Genomic DNA, 17,596 nt, shown 5'->3' on the forward strand with positions numbered 1-17,596 from the left:
GCATTTCCATGAGTAATACCATAGTAAATACCAATTTCAATTTTCCGAATCAAAAAAGCGTTTATAAAGGCAAGGTAAGAGAAGTTTATTCCTTGAAAAATGATTTGTTGGTCATGGTAGCCACTGATCGGCTTTCCGCATTTGATGTGGTCATGCCCAAAGGTATCCCTTATAAGGGTCAAATTCTAAACCAAATAGCCACCAAGATGATGGCCGCTACTCAAGACATTGTGCCTAACTGGCTTTTGGCAATCCCAGACCCCAATGTCGCTATTGGCCATGCTTGTGAACCTTTCAAGGTCGAAATGGTCATACGGGGTTATTTATCGGGCCATGCCGCAAGGGAATATAAGACGGGAAAAAGAATTTTGTGTGGAGTTGCGATGCCTGACGGAATGAAAGAAAATGATAAGTTTCCTAATCCTATCATTACCCCTGCGACCAAAGCCGAAAAGGGCGACCATGATGAGGATATTTCCAAAGAAGATATTTTAAATAGGGAAATCGTATTAAAAGAAGATTACGAAGTACTCGAAAAATATACCCGGGCACTTTTTCAAAGAGGAACGGAAATAGCCGCAGAACGAGGCCTTATTTTGGTCGATACCAAATATGAATTCGGCAAGACCAGAGCCGGTAAGATCGTGTTAATAGACGAAATACATACACCCGATTCTTCAAGATATTTTTATGCCGATGGGTATCAAGAGCGCCAAGATTTGGGAGAGCCACAAAAACAGCTTTCGAAGGAGTTCGTTCGTCAATGGCTCATCAGTAACGGTTTTCAAGGGTTGGAGGGTCAAAACGTGCCTGAAATGTCTGATGATTATATAGAAACGGTTTCTGAAAGGTATATTGAGCTGTACGAGAATATCACTGGAGAAACGTTTGTTAAGGCCGATATTTCGGATATTCAAGAGCGTATCGAGAAGAATGTATTGGAATATCTTAAAAAGTGATTTTTTCGAAATGAGAATAAAAAACCCTTTCAAAATTTTTGAAAGGGTTTTTTCGTAGCGAGAGGGAGACTTGAACTCCCGACCTCAGGGTTATGAATCCTGCGCTCTAACCGCCTGAGCTACCTCGCCAAATATTGTTTTTCTTTATTTCTGGGCCAAGGTTATGAATCCGATGCCCGTCATAATCAAAACGGCTGCAAATATAAAGTTTAATTTTATGGTCATCAAACTTCATATGGCAAAAATATTCCCTCCGTTTTATTTTTTTATCATCTATAAATATATATATTGCCCGAAGTAAAGAATTATAAAAATGAGCGATAAGGTTAAGTTTGAAATGGAGTTTGTGATTCAATCGTCACCACAATTACTATATCAGTATTTGGCCACTCCATCAGGACTTTCGGAGTGGTTTGCCGATAATGTGAATTCCCGTGGCGAAATGTTTAGTTTTATTTGGGATGGTGCCGAAGAAGAAGCCAAACTTTTAAAAAGAAAGAGTGATGAGTTCGTAAAATTTTCATGGGAAGAAAACGACGACGGAAGTTTTTTCGAAATGAAGATTATCGTCGACGAGATTACGAAAGATGTTTCTTTGTTTATAACTGATTTTGCCGAAGAAGACGAAATCGACGAAGCAAAAATGTTATGGACGAACCAAGTATCCGATTTGAAACAGGTCTTGGGTTCTCGATAGAGACGTTCTGCAATAATCAGTATATTTGATCCCGATTAAAATCGGGATTTTTTATGGTCAATTATAATGGTGAACTTTTCTCGAATACGACCAAATTTCTAAATCAAGAAAATAGGGGGCTGCGCTACGGAGACGCTCTTTTTGAATCAATACGCTTTGTTCAGGGGCACATTCCTTTTTGGGAGGATCACTATCTTCGACTAATGTCTTCCATGCGGATGTTGCGCATGGAAATACCCATGAATTTCACCATGGAATTTTTGCAAGAGCAAATCGTCAAGACCGTAGAAGCCAACAATTTACAAAAAGGAGCACGTATGAGGGTGTTGGTTTTTAGAGACGATGGAGGTCTGTACACTCCTTTGACCAATACAATATCCTATATTATTCAGGCAGAACCCCTGGAATCTCCTTTTTCGTTTGGGAAGATGACAACTACGAAGTGGAACTCTTCAAAGATTTCTATGTTAACCCTGATATGCTTTCCACGCTTAAGACCAATAATAAAATAATACATGTTCTCGGCAGTATTTTTGCCAAGGAAAATGACTATGACAATTGTTTGCTTTTAAACCATTCAAAACAGGTAGTTGAAGCTTTGAACGGAAATTTATTCATGGTCAATGGAACTGTTCTGACTACACCGCCCCTTAAAGACGGTAGTCTGAATGGAATCATTAGAAAAAAACTTATCGAAATTGTAAATAAACTTGATGGTTATACCATTGAAGAGAAGTCTATCTCACCTTTTGATTTGCAAAAAGCCGATGAACTCTTTATAACCAACGCGGTAATTGGAATAAAATCTATAACAAAATATAGAAAAAAGACTTTTGAGGTATCCGTAGCCAAGGATATGTTGGGCAAGCTAAATGCTTCTGCAAGGCTAAACTAAGTTTTGCTACTACTGACTTTAATTCAGACTTGGATTTTCCGGAGCATTCGACCACAGAAGATAATTACCGCCTAGTTCGATCATTTTTTCTTTCCAGAATGCATTCGAAGACTTTTGGATAATCGCGCTTTCGTATTCGTTCTTTACAACGATCCAAGATTTTGAAGACAACTCGGCATCCAATTGTAGGCTCGACCAACCTGAATATCCCAAAAAGAAACGTATGTCTTCTTCTGTAATCATTTTTTCGTTGATGAGGGTAATGGCGTTTTCAAAGTCGCCGCCCCAAAAAATTCCGTCTGAAATTTCAACGCTATTGCTGATCAAATGCGGCACTTTGTGAATGAAATACAGATTGTCTTGTTCTACGGGACCCCCATTATAGACCTGAAAAGGTATTTGGATCTCTGTAACGAGGTCATTGATATTATAATCCAAAGGTTTGTTCAAGATAAATCCTACAGAACCCTCTTCATTGTGCTCGGCCAAGAGCACTACAGATCTATTGAAGGAAACATCCCCGGTCAGGGCAGGTTCTGCAATGAGCAACTTTCCTTTTTTGGGCTTAAGGCCGACCATAGTCAATGCGTGTTAGTCTAACTAAAATAAGATAATTCTTATAACTGGCAAAAAAGGTGGAAATAAAAAAAGCATCACGTCATACGTGATGCTTTTCAGTATTGAAAAGATGTAAATTAGTTTACGGAATCCGCCAAATCAGATCCTGCCTTGAACTTCACAACATTTTTTGCTTTAATCTGGATAGTCTTTCCAGTTGATGGGTTTCTACCTTCTCTTGCATTTCTTCTAGAAACTGACCAAGATCCAAAACCTACTAAAGAAACACGGTTTCCTTTCTTAAGAGATCCCTCAACGTTACCCAAGAAAGATTCCAATGATTTCTTTGCCGCTGCTTTTGTGATGCCAGCGTCAGCTGCCATTGCATCGATTAATTCTGTTTTGTTCATAATGTGATTAAATTAATTGTTGTTAAAATAATTTTAAATCTAAAACAAATTTATAGGTATTTGTGCGCAACGCAAGTAAATACAAGGGAAATCCCTGTTTTTGTTGATAACTCGAAGCGTTTGTTAATAAAGTAGGGCATTTTTTACGTTTCTCGCAGCCCAATGATGGCGGGACTTCACGAGATATGCGCAGATTTTGACAAATTTAGGCCGTTCAACACTTCGTTTGTCCACATTTTTCGTTTCCCGGGAAGCTGAATTTCCAACAATTGAATGTAACCCTCATGTACCGCCACTTTCATCTCTTTTTTTGAAAAATGTATCGTACCAATCTTCAAAGAGTGATCGTTATATTCTTTTGATGCCCCGTAGATTTTTAAGAATATCTTTTCTTGGTCGTTAACCAGTGAAGTCCATGCAGTCGGGTAGGGGCTAAGACCCCTTATATGATTGAAGATAGTATCGATTGGCTGTTCCCAATCTATTTTGCAGGTTTCCTTGTGTATTTTGGGAGCTAGTTTTTTTGTCTTTTCCTCTTTCTGTTTTTTGGTTTTAACCGGACCTTTTTCTAATAGTACCACAGTTTTAATAACAAGCTTCGCCCCTAAATGCATTAGTTTATCATGCAGTGTGCCTGCTGTATCTTCAGGTTCTATGCTGGTTTTTTCCTGTAGGATGATTTCGCCGGTATCGATTTTGTCATCGATAAAAAAAGTTGTGACTCCCGTCTCGGTCTCCCCATTTATAATGGCCCAATTGATTGGTGCTGCCCCACGATAATCAGGAAGTAACGATGCATGAAGATTAAACGTGCCATATTCCGGCATATTCCAAACGGACTTTGGCAACATGCGAAAAGCCACGACGATTTGAAGGTTGGCGCTTAAACTTTTCAACTCCTGCAAAAACTCGGGTTGGTTTAGGTTTTTCGGTTGTAGAACCGGAATATCTTTGTCGATGGCATATTTTTTTACAGCCGATTCTTGCAGTTTTCTTCCTCGACCTGCAGGTCTATCTGGAGCCGTAACCACTCCTACTACGTTATACCCTTCTCGTACTAGGGAATCTAAAGTTGCCACAGCAAAGTCAGGAGTGCCCATAAATACAATGCGCAAGTTCTTATCTTTTTTCAAGTTCGTATTCGTTTTTGGAGTTTATACTAATTCTTTCATCTTCCAAAAGATTTTGTAATACGCCGAGAACAAGGGTTGAATCACAATCCAATTCTTGAATTAATTCTCTTGAGGTACGACTTGTTTCTTCCAAAAGTTCTAGTATACGGTGTTGAACCGATTCATGACCGACCTCACTTCGCCGTTTGCGGCTCGAACAAATATCGCAAACCCCGCAATCCGTATTTTTTTCTTCCCCGAAATAGGACAATAGCTGCCGATTTCGGCAGCGCGAATTATTTTTAATATAATCCAATATACTTTCGACATTGTCCTTTTTAATGCCATTACGTTCCTTTATTTTTCTCGAAAAAACGTTTATAGTACGGTCATCATCCCGCGGAACTAAAAAGGTAATTTCGAGATCGTTATTCGATGCGGTATACTGAACAATACCGTCTTTTTGTAATTTTTCCAACGTATGAAGCACCGTATGTTCTGGGATGTTTATCTTTTTTGCGATTGACCAAGTATTTATTTTAGTTTCATAATCAAAAATGCCTCCATACGTGCGCAAAATTAGCTGAACGATCGGTACCATTTTTTGATTTGCCTCCAGGTATTCGAATAACCTTTCTTTGGACGCCAAAAATTGCAACACGGTCTTTCTATGAAACGCTTCAGAAAGTGCGATAACAGAATTTTGGTCTAGTATGCGCAGCGCATTATACGTTATCAGACCGTTCAATCTGTAGACTGAACAAAATTCATTGAAGTTAAGCTGAAAGGTTTGATCAAAACCTTCCCCATAGGCGATTTGAAAAAAATTGTTTAGTCTATTGTATACTTTTTTCAGAAAATCAACATCGGGCAAGGTGCTTAGAAATTGGCTTTTGACCAAATTGACATCATTTTGATTGGTTAAGAGAATGGCTTGGGCCGGTGACCCGTCCCTACCTGCTCTGCCGGCCTCTTGAAAATAATTTTCCAAGCAATCCGGTATTTGATAGTGTACGACCAGTTCTACGTCGGGTTTATCGATTCCCATTCCGAACGCATTGGTGGCGACCATGACCTTTACTTTATTTTGTAACCATGAATTCAATCGGTCTTTTTTATCCGTTTGGGAAATACCTCCATGAAAATAGGTTGCGGTGCATCCGTTTTCATCTAAGAAATGTGCCAATTCTTGTGATAAACGTCGCGTACGAACGTAGACAATGGCACTCTTTTTCACTTTAGAACAAAGCTGTTGTAGGTGGTAGCGCTTATCTTCTTTCCAAAAAACCTTGAACGCGATATTATCCCTTGAAAAAGAGTCTTTGACGATGAGAGGTTCGACAAACTTTAAATTATCAACGATATCTTTTACTACTTGTTTTGTGGCCGTTGCGGTGAGGGCAATCATAGGGGTGTCGGGCAACAGACCGCGTAATTTTGAGCATTCCAAATAGGCCGGTCGAAAATCGTGTCCCCATTGCGAAATACAATGCGACTCGTCAATGGCGATCAAATTTACATTCATTTGTTGGATGCGGGTTTGAATCAATTCTTGCTGTAGACGTTCGGGGGAAAGGTAGAGAAACTTATAATTACCATACATACAATTGTCCAATAGATTATTTAACTCATTGAAGGGCAGTCCTCCGGTCAAGGCAATAACCTTTATCCCTTTTTCCTGTAAGGTATCGACCTGGTTTTGAATCAAGGCAATCAGGGGAGATATGACGATACAGATTCCATCCATGGCCATTGCCGGAATTTGGTAACAGAGCGATTTCCCACCCCCGGTGGGCATTAGGGCCAACACGTCTTGCCCCTGAAGTATTGCATCGATACTTTCTTTTTGAGAACCTTTGAAATCGGAAAACCCCCAATACTGCCTTAAAATTTCCTTTGGTTCTTTAGTTGTTATCATCCTTTCAATTTTTGAAGGATGAATTCCAAACGCTCCTGAATACTGTATTTGGGCACTTCGATTACATCATAGTTTAGCTCGTTATAGGTCTGAACAAGGCAATCATGAATTTTAAGGGCATCTTCATAACTTTCAAAACGCTCATCATCCTGCACAAAAATATCGCGCCACATAGGGAGCACAAAGACCATATCATAAGCACTTTTTTTGACTATCGAAATAAATTCCTTCGGATGACTTTGTTTGTAATATGTCATATAGGCCAATACATCGGGCATGCCACGATCAAAAAAATTAATGGAATCTTTGAGTTGCAACGAATCTTTATAATGTGCTAAACGTGCATCCAATATTTTTCTATTGAAGTCCAAAGGATTTGAAACTGCGGCAATCGGATTTGTGTTGAGGTTAATCAATGCTCCCTTATCTTTTGCTTCAAGGGTCATTTGACGAATGACTTCCGGATAACAGAAATGGCCGGCATTTTGCAATCCTTTGATTAAGGAAGTTTTTCCGGTACTGGGCCCTCCCGTGATTACTATTTTTTTAGCGCTCAAGCGTAATGGTTTATAATACAAAAGTAATCAAATACGCCCTAAATATTGTCGTCAAGACCTCTTGGCCCAAATTGTGAACGAAGCGTTATCTTTGTAGCAAAATGGTCGTATGGAAAAAAGAATACCGAAGAATTTTACAAAAGACTGAGAGAGCAGTTGCAAGACAGTGCGCAATGGCCTTCGAATTATCTTTATAAATTTATTGTTCCGACAGATACACGGAAAATCGAACAGATCCATGCGGTATTTGATAATACGGGAGCTGTGATCGAGTCCAAACAATCAAAAAAAGGAAAATATACCAGTATTTCAGTGACCGTGCATTTGAAAAATCCCGATGCGGTTATTGAAAAATACAAGGAAGTGGGACTGGTCGAAGGAGTTATATCCCTATAAACTAGTATTACACGTATAATTTTGTTAATTTGCCGTCGTTATAGAAGTACACTTCCCTAATAGAATATTCATACAAAAGACTTCAATTTGAATTTAGTAGAAAACTTAGAATACAATACTGAGCGTCCGCATCTTATTATTCCCGAATACGGGCGACATTTTCAGAAGATGGTAGATCATGCCGTTTCCATAGCCGATAGGGATGAACGCAACAAGGTCGCCAAGGCCATTATCGATGTGATGGGAAATCTGCAGCCCCATTTGAGGGATGTGCCGGATTTTCAGCATAAGCTTTGGGATCAATTGTTCATCATGTCCGACTTTAACTTGGACGTCGATTCTCCCTTTCCTATCACTTCCAAGGAGGTTTTACGACAACGGCCAGAACCGCTTGAATATCCGCAGAACCACCCGAAATACAGATTTTATGGCAACAATATCAAAAGAATGATCGATGTTGCGGTAAAATGGAACAAGGAGACATGCGCGATGGACTCGAATACGCCATAGCAAATCACATGAAGAAGTGTTATCTCAATTGGAACAAAGATACCGTTGACGACCAAGCTATCTTCAAACACTTGCTTGAATTGAGCGATGGTCAAATTGACTTGACGGGGGAAAACCTTACCGAAAGTGGTCAGTTTCTAAAGAATCGTGTGGCTAAAACACCGAGATCCAATAATTCTGGCAAAAAAATCAAAGAAATAATAACCGCGGTAAGAAGCGGTACTAACATTCTCCATTCTACATGGGTACATTCAAAATCGAAGGCGGCCACCGACTTTCAGGTGAAATCACGCCACAAGGTGCCAAGAACGAAGCCTTACAAATTCTCTGTGCAGTACTATTGACTCCCGAAGAAGTCACGATCAGCAATATTCCAGATATTGTAGATGTCAATAAATTGATTTCACTATTGGAAGATTTGGGTGTAAAAATCCAAAAGAAAAATAAGGGTACGTATTCCTTCAAGGCCGATAACGTAAATCTGGAGTATCTACAATCACCTCAGTTCAAAAAAGATGGCGCGGGTCTGCGGGGATCCATTATGTTGGTAGGGCCTTTATTGGCACGTTTTGGAAAAGGATACATTCCCAAGCCCGGAGGCGATAAAATCGGTCGCCGTCGCTTGGACACCCATTTTGAAGGTTTCATTAAACTGGGAGCCAAATTTAGATACAATAGAGAAGAACATTTCTATGGCGTAGAGGCCAAGAAATTAAAGGGAACCTATATGTTGCTCGATGAAGCTTCGGTAACCGGAACAGCGAATATCGTAATGGCCGCCGTTCTTGCCGAGGGTGAAACGACGATTTACAATGCCGCCTGCGAACCGTATTTGCAACAGCTTTGTAAGATGTTGAATCGAATGGGGGCTAAGATCAAAGGTGTGGGCTCAAATTTATTGGTTATAGAGGGTGTTGAAGAACTTGGTGGTACCGAGCATCGAATGCTTCCTGATATGATAGAAATAGGAAGTTGGATCGGACTGGCCGCGATGACCCAAAGCGAACTGACCATAAAAAATGTAAGCTGGGACGATTTGGGACAAATTCCTTCAGTCTTCAAAAAGCTTGGCATACAACTTGAGCGAAGGGGTGATGATATTTACGTTCCTGCCCATACTGATGGATATGAAATACAAAACTACATCGATGGCTCTATCTTGACCATCGCCGATGCCCCATGGCCGGGAATGACCCCTGATCTTTTGAGTATCATTCTAGTTATCGCGACTCAGGCTAGGGGTGAAGTGATCATCCACCAAAAAATGTTCGAAAGTCGCTTGTTCTTCGTAGACAAACTTTTGGATATGGGCGCAAAAATCATTTTATGTGATCCACATCGCGCTACGGTGATTGGGCACGATTTCAAATCGACCCTTAAGGCAACGACGATGACTTCCCCTGACATTCGTGCGGGTGTTTCGTTGTTGATTGCCGCATTATCTGCAAAAGGTACTTCGACCATTCACAATATCGAGCAAATCGATAGGGGGTATGAGGATATCGATACAAGATTGCGTGCCATCGGGGCTAAGATTACGCGGGTGTAGTTCGATTTCGGTAGTCAATAATTCCCCATATAAAAATAAAATTCCATACTGCTGTTCGTAACCAATTTTTGGTTACGAGGTTCTTCAATGTTTCCTCCGTATAGTTTCCACTTGCTATTTGGTCGTGCAAAGGCACAAAAATGGCAAATGTCAACACCCAAACGAGCAGCACCAATAGCAGACTTCCAATAGTGTACGTGCTACGTTTTTGAAAGGCGATAAGTGCCGAGAGGATGACTTGTCCAAACATTAGCGGGATAACCACAAAACTGATATTTTGAACATACTCGGAATGCCAGGCATCAAGTTCCGTTGCTGAAAAAAAACTAAAACTTGGATAAATGGTCAGTTGTACGAGCCAAATTAGTGCCACAAGACCAAAATCGAACAGAAGTCGAAGCTGAATTAACATTATGGCTTTTCTACGACAGTCCCATCCGGGTATTTGGCAAAACGACCTTTATCTCGATCATGCACGTTATCAGGGTATTGCCATGGCCAACCCCCGAACTGTGTCGTACCATATTCCCGCATTGCATCACGAATTTCATCTTGGGTGTTCATGACGAACGGACCGTGCTGAACTACGGGTTCGTCAATCGGTCTTCCCTGAAGCATTAGAAAATGGGCTTTCGTATCGTTGGTGTTTATTCTGACTTCTTGTGAAGCATCCAATTCGATGCCAAAGTTTGGTTTTATTAACCGCCCATCGATTTCGATTTCGGAACCTTCATAAAAATATAGCGTTCTATTTACTTCAGATTCAGCAATAGGTATTATAAAGCTCGAATTTGCCTCCACATGAATATTCCAAATGGCAACCTCGTTCTGGGAATCCGCCGCCCACGAATTTGGTGCGGGATTCGGAGCTTTTTGATTTTGAAACGTCCCTGCGATGACTTTGACTTCAGCGGTGTCGGATTTTACTATAGGAATGTCTTCATGCCATAACATGGCAAAATGCGGGTCGACAAATTTGTCTTTTTTAGGAAGGTTCAACCAGATTTGGAACAGCTCCAGCGTATTTTCGGAATCGGTGTTCAACAACGGAAACATCTCGGAATGTTGTACGCCACGCCCTGCGGTCATCCATTGTACGTCGCCTTGGCCAAAGCGACCTGCCGCACCCAACGAATCGGAATGGTCACAAAACCCTTTGTTCGCAATCGTAATCGTCTCGAATCCTCGATGGGGGTGATACGGAAACCCAGGAATGGTCTGCCCGTGGTACATACGCCAACCATCTTTGATGACAAAATCATTGCCAAGGTTTCGGCCTCTCAAAGAGGCATCAGGGCCCATCTCTTCGTTGCCTTTGGGGTAATGATCCAGATGATAGACGCAGAATAAAAAGGGATCTTGTGTTTGCCATGGGAAACCTAATGGGAAAACAGATTTGATTGGGGTGTTCATATTTATATTTTTTGTAAATGGGTTGATGTGAAACTGGACTGTGACTTTTCATAAGAGGCTTTGTCATTACACTTACTTATTGCCAAATAATATCTTCAATTTCGTCAATAATCCATTCTCCATTAAGTTCTTTTATGTACACTAGCGAAGTCACTCCGCATTGTTGACCGCAAGTCAAACTGCTCTCAAGTATTCCATATTTACGCTCTTTATCAAACCTAATTCGGGAGAAGCTAGTAATTCCCGCAAGAAAAAGTCCTCAGTCTTTTTCCATCTGCGAGGTCCGGTTGGAATCTGCGATAATTTCTTGAAGTTGAAAATATCACTTGATTTGATTCTCGAAATCTCCAGTTTAATCGTTTTAGCCGTATTGGAAGTGTCCAAATCTACTTTTTCTTCAGAAAAATGATGAATAAACTTAGAATCTTCGGATTTGCCTAAATCGTAAATAGAGTCCACAATTCCCACCACTAAAAACGGAAGGTTTTCTTTCTTGTTTAGATCTACATTTTCATCAGAGAATTCTTGAACAAGTTTAGGGTAGATTTCTCTGACTTCGTGGTAAAGTGAATCAATTATCTTTGGTGCAATCTCATAAAACACTCTTTGTTCAAAAGGCAATTCGGATTGTTTTTCCTTGCAGTTCGAAAGAACGAAAAAAATTAAAAATCCAACTAAAATTCGTTCTAAGTTCATACGTGCTCTAACTTGTTCATCTAGATATAAAATAAATCGTTATTCACTCGTAAAGTCCTATAAAAAATGCCTCCATCTGTTTATTATAAAACAATCAATGCTCCGCCGTATTGATCTCGATCCAATTGTTCTCCGGATCCTTGATGTAGATTTGTTTAACACCGTCGGCACGATCGGTGATAGTATTTTCTTTTCCGGGCCAATCCCAAAAAGTGATATTATTGGTTTTTAAGTGTTCAATAAAACCTTCAAGATTTTGGGTTGCCAAACAAAGATGCACACTTTTACTGTGTTCCATGGCTACGCTATCTTTCCCGATAAGGTGCAATTGGGAGTTTCCGTTCACTATGAACCATCGAAATCCCGAAGAGGCCGATGGGTGCGGAATTTCTTCCAGTTGTAAGACATCCGCATAGAAATCGCCGACCTTTTCCAAATCTTTGACGATAAAGGAATAATGGTCGTATTGAAAATCAAATGATTGTGCGCTTAGGTTTAGGCAAAAGGCAAATGCCAGAAGGGATACTAATTTTTTCATTTTATTGATTATTTTGGTGATTCACAAGGTACTTAAATTTTTGATGGGTTCGTTTTCCCGTACGATACCTGATACGATCAAATATTGTGCCGTGGCGTAGGTTCCCATAATTAAGACATTCGAAAACGGAATTTCAAATTTGAACATGTTGATGGCTAGAATGCTGTCAGAGGCTATAAAGAACAAGGCACCAACAAAAACCCATAGAAAACTTGAAGGGCGTACTTTTCCAACACGTAGTAATGCCGTAATCGCCATAAAAAGAATGCCAAGCACATATACCATCACCGGATAGGTAAGGTCTCCCAAACTGTCGTTTATATAAAAGAACAGCAGCATTCCGATACCTATAAGAAGCATCATGACACCGTACAGGAAAAAAGGCAATTTTTTATTTCTCTTTTTAAGAAATACAGTCCCGTAGGTAATATGAGCCAATAAAAAGGATACTAGCCCAAGTATGAAAAATGTATTTGAACGCTCATCAAAGAGCAAGAAAATGTCACCCATCAAAGAAAACAACAGAGCAAGCAACATTATGTAATAGGTGGATTTTGGAAGGCGCTTCCCAGAAATCGCAAAATAGGTCAAAAGCGAAATAAGGATGAGCGGTTTTGTTACCACCCGGTATTGGGCTAAATCAAAACTTCCTATAACAATATCCATAAGAACCAGTAGGATATAAATCTGCCAGAATTGTACTTTCACGATGGTTATCCTTCGAATCCGACCGAATTGTGTGCTCCATCGCAATAGGGTTTGTTTTCCGAAGCGCCACATCTACAGAAGGCGGTAATCCGTTCTTTCTTTTCTGTGTTGCCCTCGGCATCGGTTACCTCCAGATTTCCGTGAACCAATAAAGGTCCGTTTTTACGCAGCACGACTTTTGTGTCTTCCATAGCAGTATCTTCTTTTTCTTGTTTTTGATTTTCTATTTCGTAAGCTAGCGCTCCCGAAGGACATTTTGCGATCTGTGCTTTCAACGCTTCCACAGAGGCGTTCTCTTGCTTGATCCAAGGTTTTTCATTGGGATTGTACACCTCGGGAAGCTCTTTTACGCATATCGCCGAATGAATGCATAATTTTGGTTTCCAAACTATTGCAAAATCGTCTTTTCGATATTTTTTGATGATTTCTTTTTCTTTCATAGCTAAAATTATTTGTTATCTCCTATAGGCGGGGGGCCGTCTATCATCGGCTCATAGACCTCACTGCCCTTTCGCTGTTTGAACTCTTCGGTAATCTCGGTTCTTAATTTTTGATTTTCAAACAAATCGACCGCCGTAATCCCCAGAGCCTTGGTAGCATGCAACATGCCCTTGTGGCCGATAGACATGCCGCCGCAGGCCACTACGGCCCAAGAGTGCCAAGGGGTATCATAGGGCGCGACGGAGACACCAAGGTTTATATTGGGTACGTTCCAACTCACATCGCCGACATCGGTAGAGCCACCACCGGCATTGGGGTCGGTTTCCTTAAAGGGTTTTACTCCGCCTGCCATGCCGACTTCTGGTTTTCCCGTCGCTTTCTGAATTGCTTTTCCAAATGCGATTTCTTCCTCGGTATAGGTAATCGGGCCGAGTAACTCTAGGTTTTTTTGCATGGCCATACCACCGGTCCTGTTGACGAGTGTTTCGTAAATGCCCGATACCAGACTTATCTTATAATCTACGTTGGCCATGATGGCCGCTCCTTCGGCCATTGCCTTTACCCGCTCGTAAGTGGGTAGCATTTTTGTACGTTTCGGATCTCGAACGCGAACCCATAATTTAGCATAGTCGGGCACAACGTTCACGACTTGCCCGCCATCTTGAATGTGGTAATGGATCCGGGTAGTTGGTAAAATATGTTCGCGATAATAATTGATTCCCGTGGTATAAAGTTCTAGGGCATCGGAGGCGCTTCGACCGTTCCAGGGATCCATCGAGGCGTGTGCTGCCTGCCCCGAAAATTCGACGATAAAATCGATCAGGGAGAGTCCTGTCTGTTGGTCCGCCTCAATGGTCGAACCTGGATGCCAGCTTAGGTTGATATCGACATCGTCCCATAATCCGGCCTTGACCATCCAAACCTTGGCAAAATATTTTTCTTCGGCAGGGGTGCCTAAAAATTTGATCGTACCCTTGATTTTACCTGCATCCATCAATTCCTTAATGGCGATTGCCGCGCCAAGACTTGCCGTTCCGAACATATTATGGCCGCAACCGTGACCGGCTGCCCCTTCGTTCAAAGGTTCTTTTACCGGAGATGCTTTTTGGGATATCCCCGGAAGGGCATCGAATTCCCCAAAATACTGATTACAGGTTTTCCTGAACCATAAGTGGCGGTGAAAGCGGTAGGAATATCAGCAACACCACGTGTAACGGCCAAGCCGTTCTTTTCAGCATAATCGGCCAATATTTTTGAAGAACCATGTTCGTTAAAAGCTGTTTCTGCCAGCTCCCAAATGGAATCACTGATTTTGATCAATTCGGCCTTGTGATTCTCTACCGAAGCCATAACGGCCTTTTTATTGGCATTCATTTTCTGGGCGGAAAGGGAAATGCCGGTGCATATCAAAATCCCTAAAAGTAATGTTCTCTTCATTTTTATCATTGAATTAGCTGTTGATTTTATGTTTTAAGGAAAGATTTTAGTTCGGAGGCTAAAAAAATCCAAGTGAGGTAAATATAACATTTTCCAAGCTCACAAAGAAGTGTTCAAAATAGAAGGATTTAGGTAGTATTAGAAAGGATTGGTTGTTTTTTTCCACTTGTATCCTGCCAAGTAAAAAATAACGGTGCATTTGGTCGATAATATTACTCGAAATGCAATATTAGGTTCTTTTACATGTTAATAATCAAGTATTTATGCAAAAACCTAAATCGAAAACCAATCTAACCTATTTATCCTATGAAAAATTTGAATCGAATAGCAATATTGCTCCTTATCGGCCTACTATTCGGTGCCTGTGGTGCCACCAATAGACTTACCATGGGTGCCGCAGAACCAGCACGGATTACGATACCATCTGATGTAATGAAGATAGGAATCATCAATCGAAGTGTTCCTTCGGAAGGAAACAAGACCCTTGACCAAATCGACAAGATTTTATCATTGGAAGGTCTTAAAATGGACAAGGAAGGCGCAGAGGCCGCTGTAGCTGGAGTACAAGATGAACTTACCCGATTTGTACGGTATGAAAGCGTTGATATCATTGAAGATAGTAAAGTACAACGAAAAGGTCTTGGTGTATTCCCCGCGGCTTTGAGCTGGCAAGATGTGGACCGAATTTGTGAGGAGAACGATGTAGATTTATTGATTTCCCTTGAATTCTATGATACCGATACAAAGGCCGATGTGGCCGCCGAAATGGTAGAGGTGCCAAATAATTTTGGAATAAAGGCCAAGGTGCCCCATACGAGAATAACGTTGAATACTGTTATTAAGAACGGATGGCGCGTGTATTATCCACCGACAAAGGATATTTTGGACGAAGTGGCCTCGAACAACTATGTAACATCGACTGGGCAAGGTATCAATCCGGTTAAGGCGATGGAAGCTGTTGTTGGAAGAAAAGAAGCCGTATTACAGAACAGTACGTATATTGGCAATCTCTACGGTTTGGACACCAGACCAAAAAGCAGAAGAGTTACCAGAGACTATTTTGTTTCTGGCACCGATAACTTTGTAGTGGCGAGAAGAAGAGCACAGGCGGGAGACTGGCAAGGTGCAGCACAACTATGGGAACAAGAGGTCAATAACCCTAAAGGTAAAATTGCCGGCAGGGCCTGCTATAATATGGCCATCATTAATGAAATCAATGGCGACTTAGATGCCGCCATAGACTGGGCCTCTAGATCGTACTCCGACTATGGCACTAACGAAGCCTTACGCTATATCAATATTTTGAGGAATAGAGTGAACGATGAGCGAAGGGTCGACCAACAGTTATCTAGGTAAAAACTTCAAGGATATATTCTTAAAGAGGCGGTTGTATAATTTATGCAACCGCCTCTTTATATGTTTTTAAGCAACGCTCTCTAGCAAATTTATGATCTACCATTTTTTCAGGATAGGTCAGCTCTTGTAGTTCGGGCACCCATGTGTTAATATATTTTTTTTGTTTGTCAAATTTTTCAACCTGCGTCATCGGATTGAAAATACGGAAATAGGGAGCAGCATCGACACCACTTCCTGCCGCCCATTGCCAATTTCCGACATTTGCGCTCATATCGTAATCCAATAGTTTTTCTGCGAAATAGGCTTCACCCCATCGCCAATCGATTAAGAGATGCTTGCATAGAAAACTAGCGACCAACATACGCACACGGTTGTGCATATATCCGGTGGTGTTCAACTCTCGAATTCCGGCATCGACCAAGGCATAACCGGTTTGCCCGTTTTTCCATTTTTCAAATTCGGCTTCGTTGTTGCGCCATTCGATCCTGTCATATTTCGGTCTGAAGGATTTTGTCGCCGTATGGGGATAGTGCCATAGGATCTGCATAAAAAACTCACGCCATATCAACTCGCTCCAAAAAACCTCGTTTTTTTCTGCAATGGCCTTTTTCATCATTTTACGAACAGATACGGTACCAAACCTTAGGTGAGGCCCTAATCTAGAAGTACCATTTTCAATGGCGGGATAATTTCTGGTATCCTCATAATTCTGAATGAGGGTAGGGGTAACCATATATTCAGGCACCTTTATAGACGAAGTCTCAAAACCCATCTCCGATAATGATAGATTCGGCAATCGGGTATGTGCTATCAAATTGTCAAGATATTGACTGGTGTAATGAATTTTCAAATCCTCGTCAGCATCAAAATTCTCCTTCCACTTATTTTTATAGGGCGTATAGACCACATAAGGGTCGCCATCACCCTTAACGATTTCATCCTTTTCGAAAATTACTTGGTCTTTAAAGGTTTCGAATTCGATTTCCTGTTCCGCTAAAAGTTTACGAATGTGCTTATCACGTTGTAGGGCGTAAGGCTCGTAATCATGATTGGTAAATACCTTCTGAACTTCATAATCCTCCAGCAAATTTTTGAAAACTTCTTCAGGTTTGCCATAAAATAAAGCTATGGAACTGTCATGCTCGTCTTGAAGTTCTTTTCGCATTTCTTGCAGTGTTTCATAAATAAACGTCACGCGCGCATCATTTTTGGGAAGCTTATCGAGAATTTCGCTATCGAATATAAAGAGCGGTAGAATGGGAAAATTCCCCTTTAAACCCTCAAGAAAACCCATATTGTCATCCAGGCGCAAATCCCTTCGAAACCAGAATATGGAGATTTTTTTACTCATCTGTCATCAAGTTCAAAAAAGTTTATAAGTTTATTGGTTTATGAGTTTATAAGGACTGAAAAGAGCTTTCTTCGATTACTGATTACTGATTACTG

Annotated in this window: 17 protein-coding genes, 1 tRNA gene and 3 pseudogenes; 7 read left to right on the forward strand and 14 right to left on the reverse strand. The window is 40.9% G+C overall.

All coding sequences use genetic code 11. The features are described 5' to 3' along the window. The first annotated feature begins 8 nt into the window (after positions 1 to 8). The gene (locus tag N8A86_RS17990; protein WP_273566630.1) at positions 9 to 959 is read left to right on the forward strand and encodes a phosphoribosylaminoimidazolesuccinocarboxamide synthase; all 951 of its coding nucleotides are present in this window, start codon (positions 9 to 11) and stop codon (positions 957 to 959) included. 55 nt (positions 960 to 1,014) lie between these two features. Here N8A86_RS17990 and N8A86_RS17995 read toward each other — a convergent pair. After that, positions 1,015 to 1,088, reverse strand: a tRNA-Met gene (locus tag N8A86_RS17995). A 184-nt stretch (positions 1,089 to 1,272) separates the two neighbouring features. Here N8A86_RS17995 and N8A86_RS18000 point away from each other — a divergent pair. Together N8A86_RS18000 and N8A86_RS18005 are read left to right on the forward strand one after the other, a co-directional pair. Beyond that, positions 1,273 to 1,656 carry an START-like domain-containing protein gene (locus tag N8A86_RS18000; RefSeq protein WP_273566631.1) on the forward strand — a complete coding sequence of 128 codons (384 nt, stop codon included), beginning with the start codon at positions 1,273 to 1,275 and terminating at the stop codon, positions 1,654 to 1,656. 53 nt (positions 1,657 to 1,709) lie between these two features. Further along, a pseudogene (locus N8A86_RS18005) lies at positions 1,710 to 2,551 on the forward strand (aminotransferase class IV). Between the two features lie 18 nt (positions 2,552 to 2,569). Here N8A86_RS18005 and N8A86_RS18010 read toward each other — a convergent pair. From N8A86_RS18010 to N8A86_RS18030, 5 genes are all read right to left on the reverse strand, one after another. Next, the gene (locus N8A86_RS18010; protein WP_273566632.1) at positions 2,570 to 3,130 is read right to left on the reverse strand and encodes a YqgE/AlgH family protein; all 561 of its coding nucleotides are present in this window, start codon (positions 3,128 to 3,130) and stop codon (positions 2,570 to 2,572) included. Positions 3,131 to 3,246: 116 nt separating this feature from the next. Next, positions 3,247 to 3,519 carry an HU family DNA-binding protein gene (locus N8A86_RS18015; RefSeq protein WP_273566633.1) on the reverse strand — a complete coding sequence of 91 codons (273 nt, stop codon included), beginning with the start codon at positions 3,517 to 3,519 and terminating at the stop codon, positions 3,247 to 3,249. A gap of 176 nt (positions 3,520 to 3,695) precedes the next feature. Next, positions 3,696 to 4,652, reverse strand: a complete 957-nt coding sequence (gene fmt / locus N8A86_RS18020; RefSeq protein ID WP_273566634.1) for a methionyl-tRNA formyltransferase — start codon at positions 4,650 to 4,652, stop codon at positions 3,696 to 3,698. Beyond that, positions 4,639 to 6,549 (reverse strand): RecQ family ATP-dependent DNA helicase, encoded by a 1,911-nt coding sequence (locus tag N8A86_RS18025; protein ID WP_273566635.1) that lies wholly within the window; start codon positions 6,547 to 6,549, stop codon positions 4,639 to 4,641. Before N8A86_RS18025 ends, fmt begins: the two co-directional genes overlap by 14 nt. Then, positions 6,546 to 7,106, reverse strand: coding sequence for an AAA family ATPase (locus N8A86_RS18030; protein ID WP_273566636.1), 561 nt, complete (start codon positions 7,104 to 7,106; stop codon positions 6,546 to 6,548). Before N8A86_RS18030 ends, N8A86_RS18025 begins: the two co-directional genes overlap by 4 nt. Before the next feature lie 87 nt (positions 7,107 to 7,193). On the opposite strand from N8A86_RS18030, the gene N8A86_RS18035 reads away from it, so the two are divergent. The 3 genes and pseudogenes from N8A86_RS18035 (at position 7,194) to murA (ending at position 9,561) form a co-directional block, all read left to right on the forward strand. Further along, on the forward strand, positions 7,194 to 7,502 hold the full coding sequence (locus N8A86_RS18035; protein WP_273569097.1) for a DUF493 family protein: 309 nt from the start codon (positions 7,194 to 7,196) through the stop codon (positions 7,500 to 7,502). An 87-nt stretch (positions 7,503 to 7,589) separates the two neighbouring features. Further along, positions 7,590 to 8,238, forward strand: a pseudogene (locus N8A86_RS18040) (DUF4290 domain-containing protein). Between the two features lie 15 nt (positions 8,239 to 8,253). Continuing rightward, positions 8,254 to 9,561 carry a UDP-N-acetylglucosamine 1-carboxyvinyltransferase gene (murA, locus tag N8A86_RS18045; protein WP_273566637.1) on the forward strand — a complete coding sequence of 436 codons (1,308 nt, stop codon included), beginning with the start codon at positions 8,254 to 8,256 and terminating at the stop codon, positions 9,559 to 9,561. Here the strand turns inward: murA and N8A86_RS18050 are convergent. The 7 genes and pseudogenes from N8A86_RS18050 to N8A86_RS18080 form a co-directional block, all read right to left on the reverse strand. Next, a complete protein-coding gene (locus tag N8A86_RS18050; protein ID WP_273566638.1) occupies positions 9,548 to 9,973 on the reverse strand; it encodes a hypothetical protein in 426 nt (141 codons plus the stop codon). The two genes, murA and N8A86_RS18050, sit on opposite strands and share 14 nt — an antisense overlap. Further along, positions 9,973 to 10,974 (reverse strand): pirin family protein, encoded by a 1,002-nt coding sequence (locus N8A86_RS18055; RefSeq protein ID WP_273566639.1) that lies wholly within the window; start codon positions 10,972 to 10,974, stop codon positions 9,973 to 9,975. The genes N8A86_RS18050 and N8A86_RS18055 overlap by 1 nt, the downstream gene beginning before the upstream one ends. A 174-nt stretch (positions 10,975 to 11,148) precedes the next feature. Next, positions 11,149 to 11,595 carry a hypothetical protein gene (locus tag N8A86_RS18060; protein ID WP_273566640.1) on the reverse strand — a complete coding sequence of 149 codons (447 nt, stop codon included), beginning with the start codon at positions 11,593 to 11,595 and terminating at the stop codon, positions 11,149 to 11,151. Positions 11,596 to 11,764: 169 nt separating this feature from the next. Beyond that, entirely contained in the window at positions 11,765 to 12,208 is a 444-nt protein-coding gene (locus tag N8A86_RS18065) for a VOC family protein (protein ID WP_273566641.1), read from the reverse strand. 21 nt (positions 12,209 to 12,229) lie between these two features. After that, positions 12,230 to 12,916, reverse strand: coding sequence for a lysoplasmalogenase (locus N8A86_RS18070; protein ID WP_273566642.1), 687 nt, complete (start codon positions 12,914 to 12,916; stop codon positions 12,230 to 12,232). Positions 12,917 to 12,921: 5 nt separating this feature from the next. Further along, a complete protein-coding gene (locus tag N8A86_RS18075; RefSeq protein ID WP_273566643.1) occupies positions 12,922 to 13,356 on the reverse strand; it encodes a (4Fe-4S)-binding protein in 435 nt (144 codons plus the stop codon). A gap of 8 nt (positions 13,357 to 13,364) precedes the next feature. Beyond that, positions 13,365 to 14,794, reverse strand: a pseudogene (locus N8A86_RS18080) (amidohydrolase). 306 nt (positions 14,795 to 15,100) lie between these two features. On the opposite strand from N8A86_RS18080, the gene N8A86_RS18085 reads away from it, so the two are divergent. Further along, positions 15,101 to 16,150, forward strand: coding sequence for a DUF6340 family protein (locus tag N8A86_RS18085; RefSeq protein ID WP_273566644.1), 1,050 nt, complete (start codon positions 15,101 to 15,103; stop codon positions 16,148 to 16,150). A 40-nt stretch (positions 16,151 to 16,190) separates the two neighbouring features. Here the strand turns inward: N8A86_RS18085 and N8A86_RS18090 are convergent, their stop codons facing one another. Next, positions 16,191 to 17,501, reverse strand: a complete 1,311-nt coding sequence (locus N8A86_RS18090) for a cryptochrome/photolyase family protein (RefSeq protein WP_273566645.1) — start codon at positions 17,499 to 17,501, stop codon at positions 16,191 to 16,193. Positions 17,502 to 17,596 lie beyond the last annotated feature (95 nt).

Source organism: Maribacter halichondriae (assembly GCF_027474825.1).
Taxonomy (GTDB): domain Bacteria; phylum Bacteroidota; class Bacteroidia; order Flavobacteriales; family Flavobacteriaceae; genus Meishania; species Meishania halichondriae.

Coding starts and splice junctions, on each gene's coding strand:
- N8A86_RS18085 (WP_273566644.1), top strand. CDS start 15,101: ATGAAAAATTTGAATCGAATAGCAATATTGCTCCTTATCGGCCTACTA.
- N8A86_RS18025 (WP_273566635.1), bottom strand. CDS start 6,549: ATGATAACAACTAAAGAACCAAAGGAAATTTTAAGGCAGTATTGGGGG.
- murA (WP_273566637.1), top strand. CDS start 8,254: ATGGGTACATTCAAAATCGAAGGCGGCCACCGACTTTCAGGTGAAATC.
- N8A86_RS18010 (WP_273566632.1), bottom strand. CDS start 3,130: ATGGTCGGCCTTAAGCCCAAAAAAGGAAAGTTGCTCATTGCAGAACCT.
- N8A86_RS18015 (WP_273566633.1), bottom strand. CDS start 3,519: ATGAACAAAACAGAATTAATCGATGCAATGGCAGCTGACGCTGGCATC.
- N8A86_RS18000 (WP_273566631.1), top strand. CDS start 1,273: ATGAGCGATAAGGTTAAGTTTGAAATGGAGTTTGTGATTCAATCGTCA.
- N8A86_RS18090 (WP_273566645.1), bottom strand. CDS start 17,501: ATGAGTAAAAAAATCTCCATATTCTGGTTTCGAAGGGATTTGCGCCTG.
- N8A86_RS18055 (WP_273566639.1), bottom strand. CDS start 10,974: ATGAACACCCCAATCAAATCTGTTTTCCCATTAGGTTTCCCATGGCAA.
- N8A86_RS18050 (WP_273566638.1), bottom strand. CDS start 9,973: ATGTTAATTCAGCTTCGACTTCTGTTCGATTTTGGTCTTGTGGCACTA.
- N8A86_RS17990 (WP_273566630.1), top strand. CDS start 9: ATGAGTAATACCATAGTAAATACCAATTTCAATTTTCCGAATCAAAAA.
- N8A86_RS18075 (WP_273566643.1), bottom strand. CDS start 13,356: ATGAAAGAAAAAGAAATCATCAAAAAATATCGAAAAGACGATTTTGCA.
- N8A86_RS18065 (WP_273566641.1), bottom strand. CDS start 12,208: ATGAAAAAATTAGTATCCCTTCTGGCATTTGCCTTTTGCCTAAACCTA.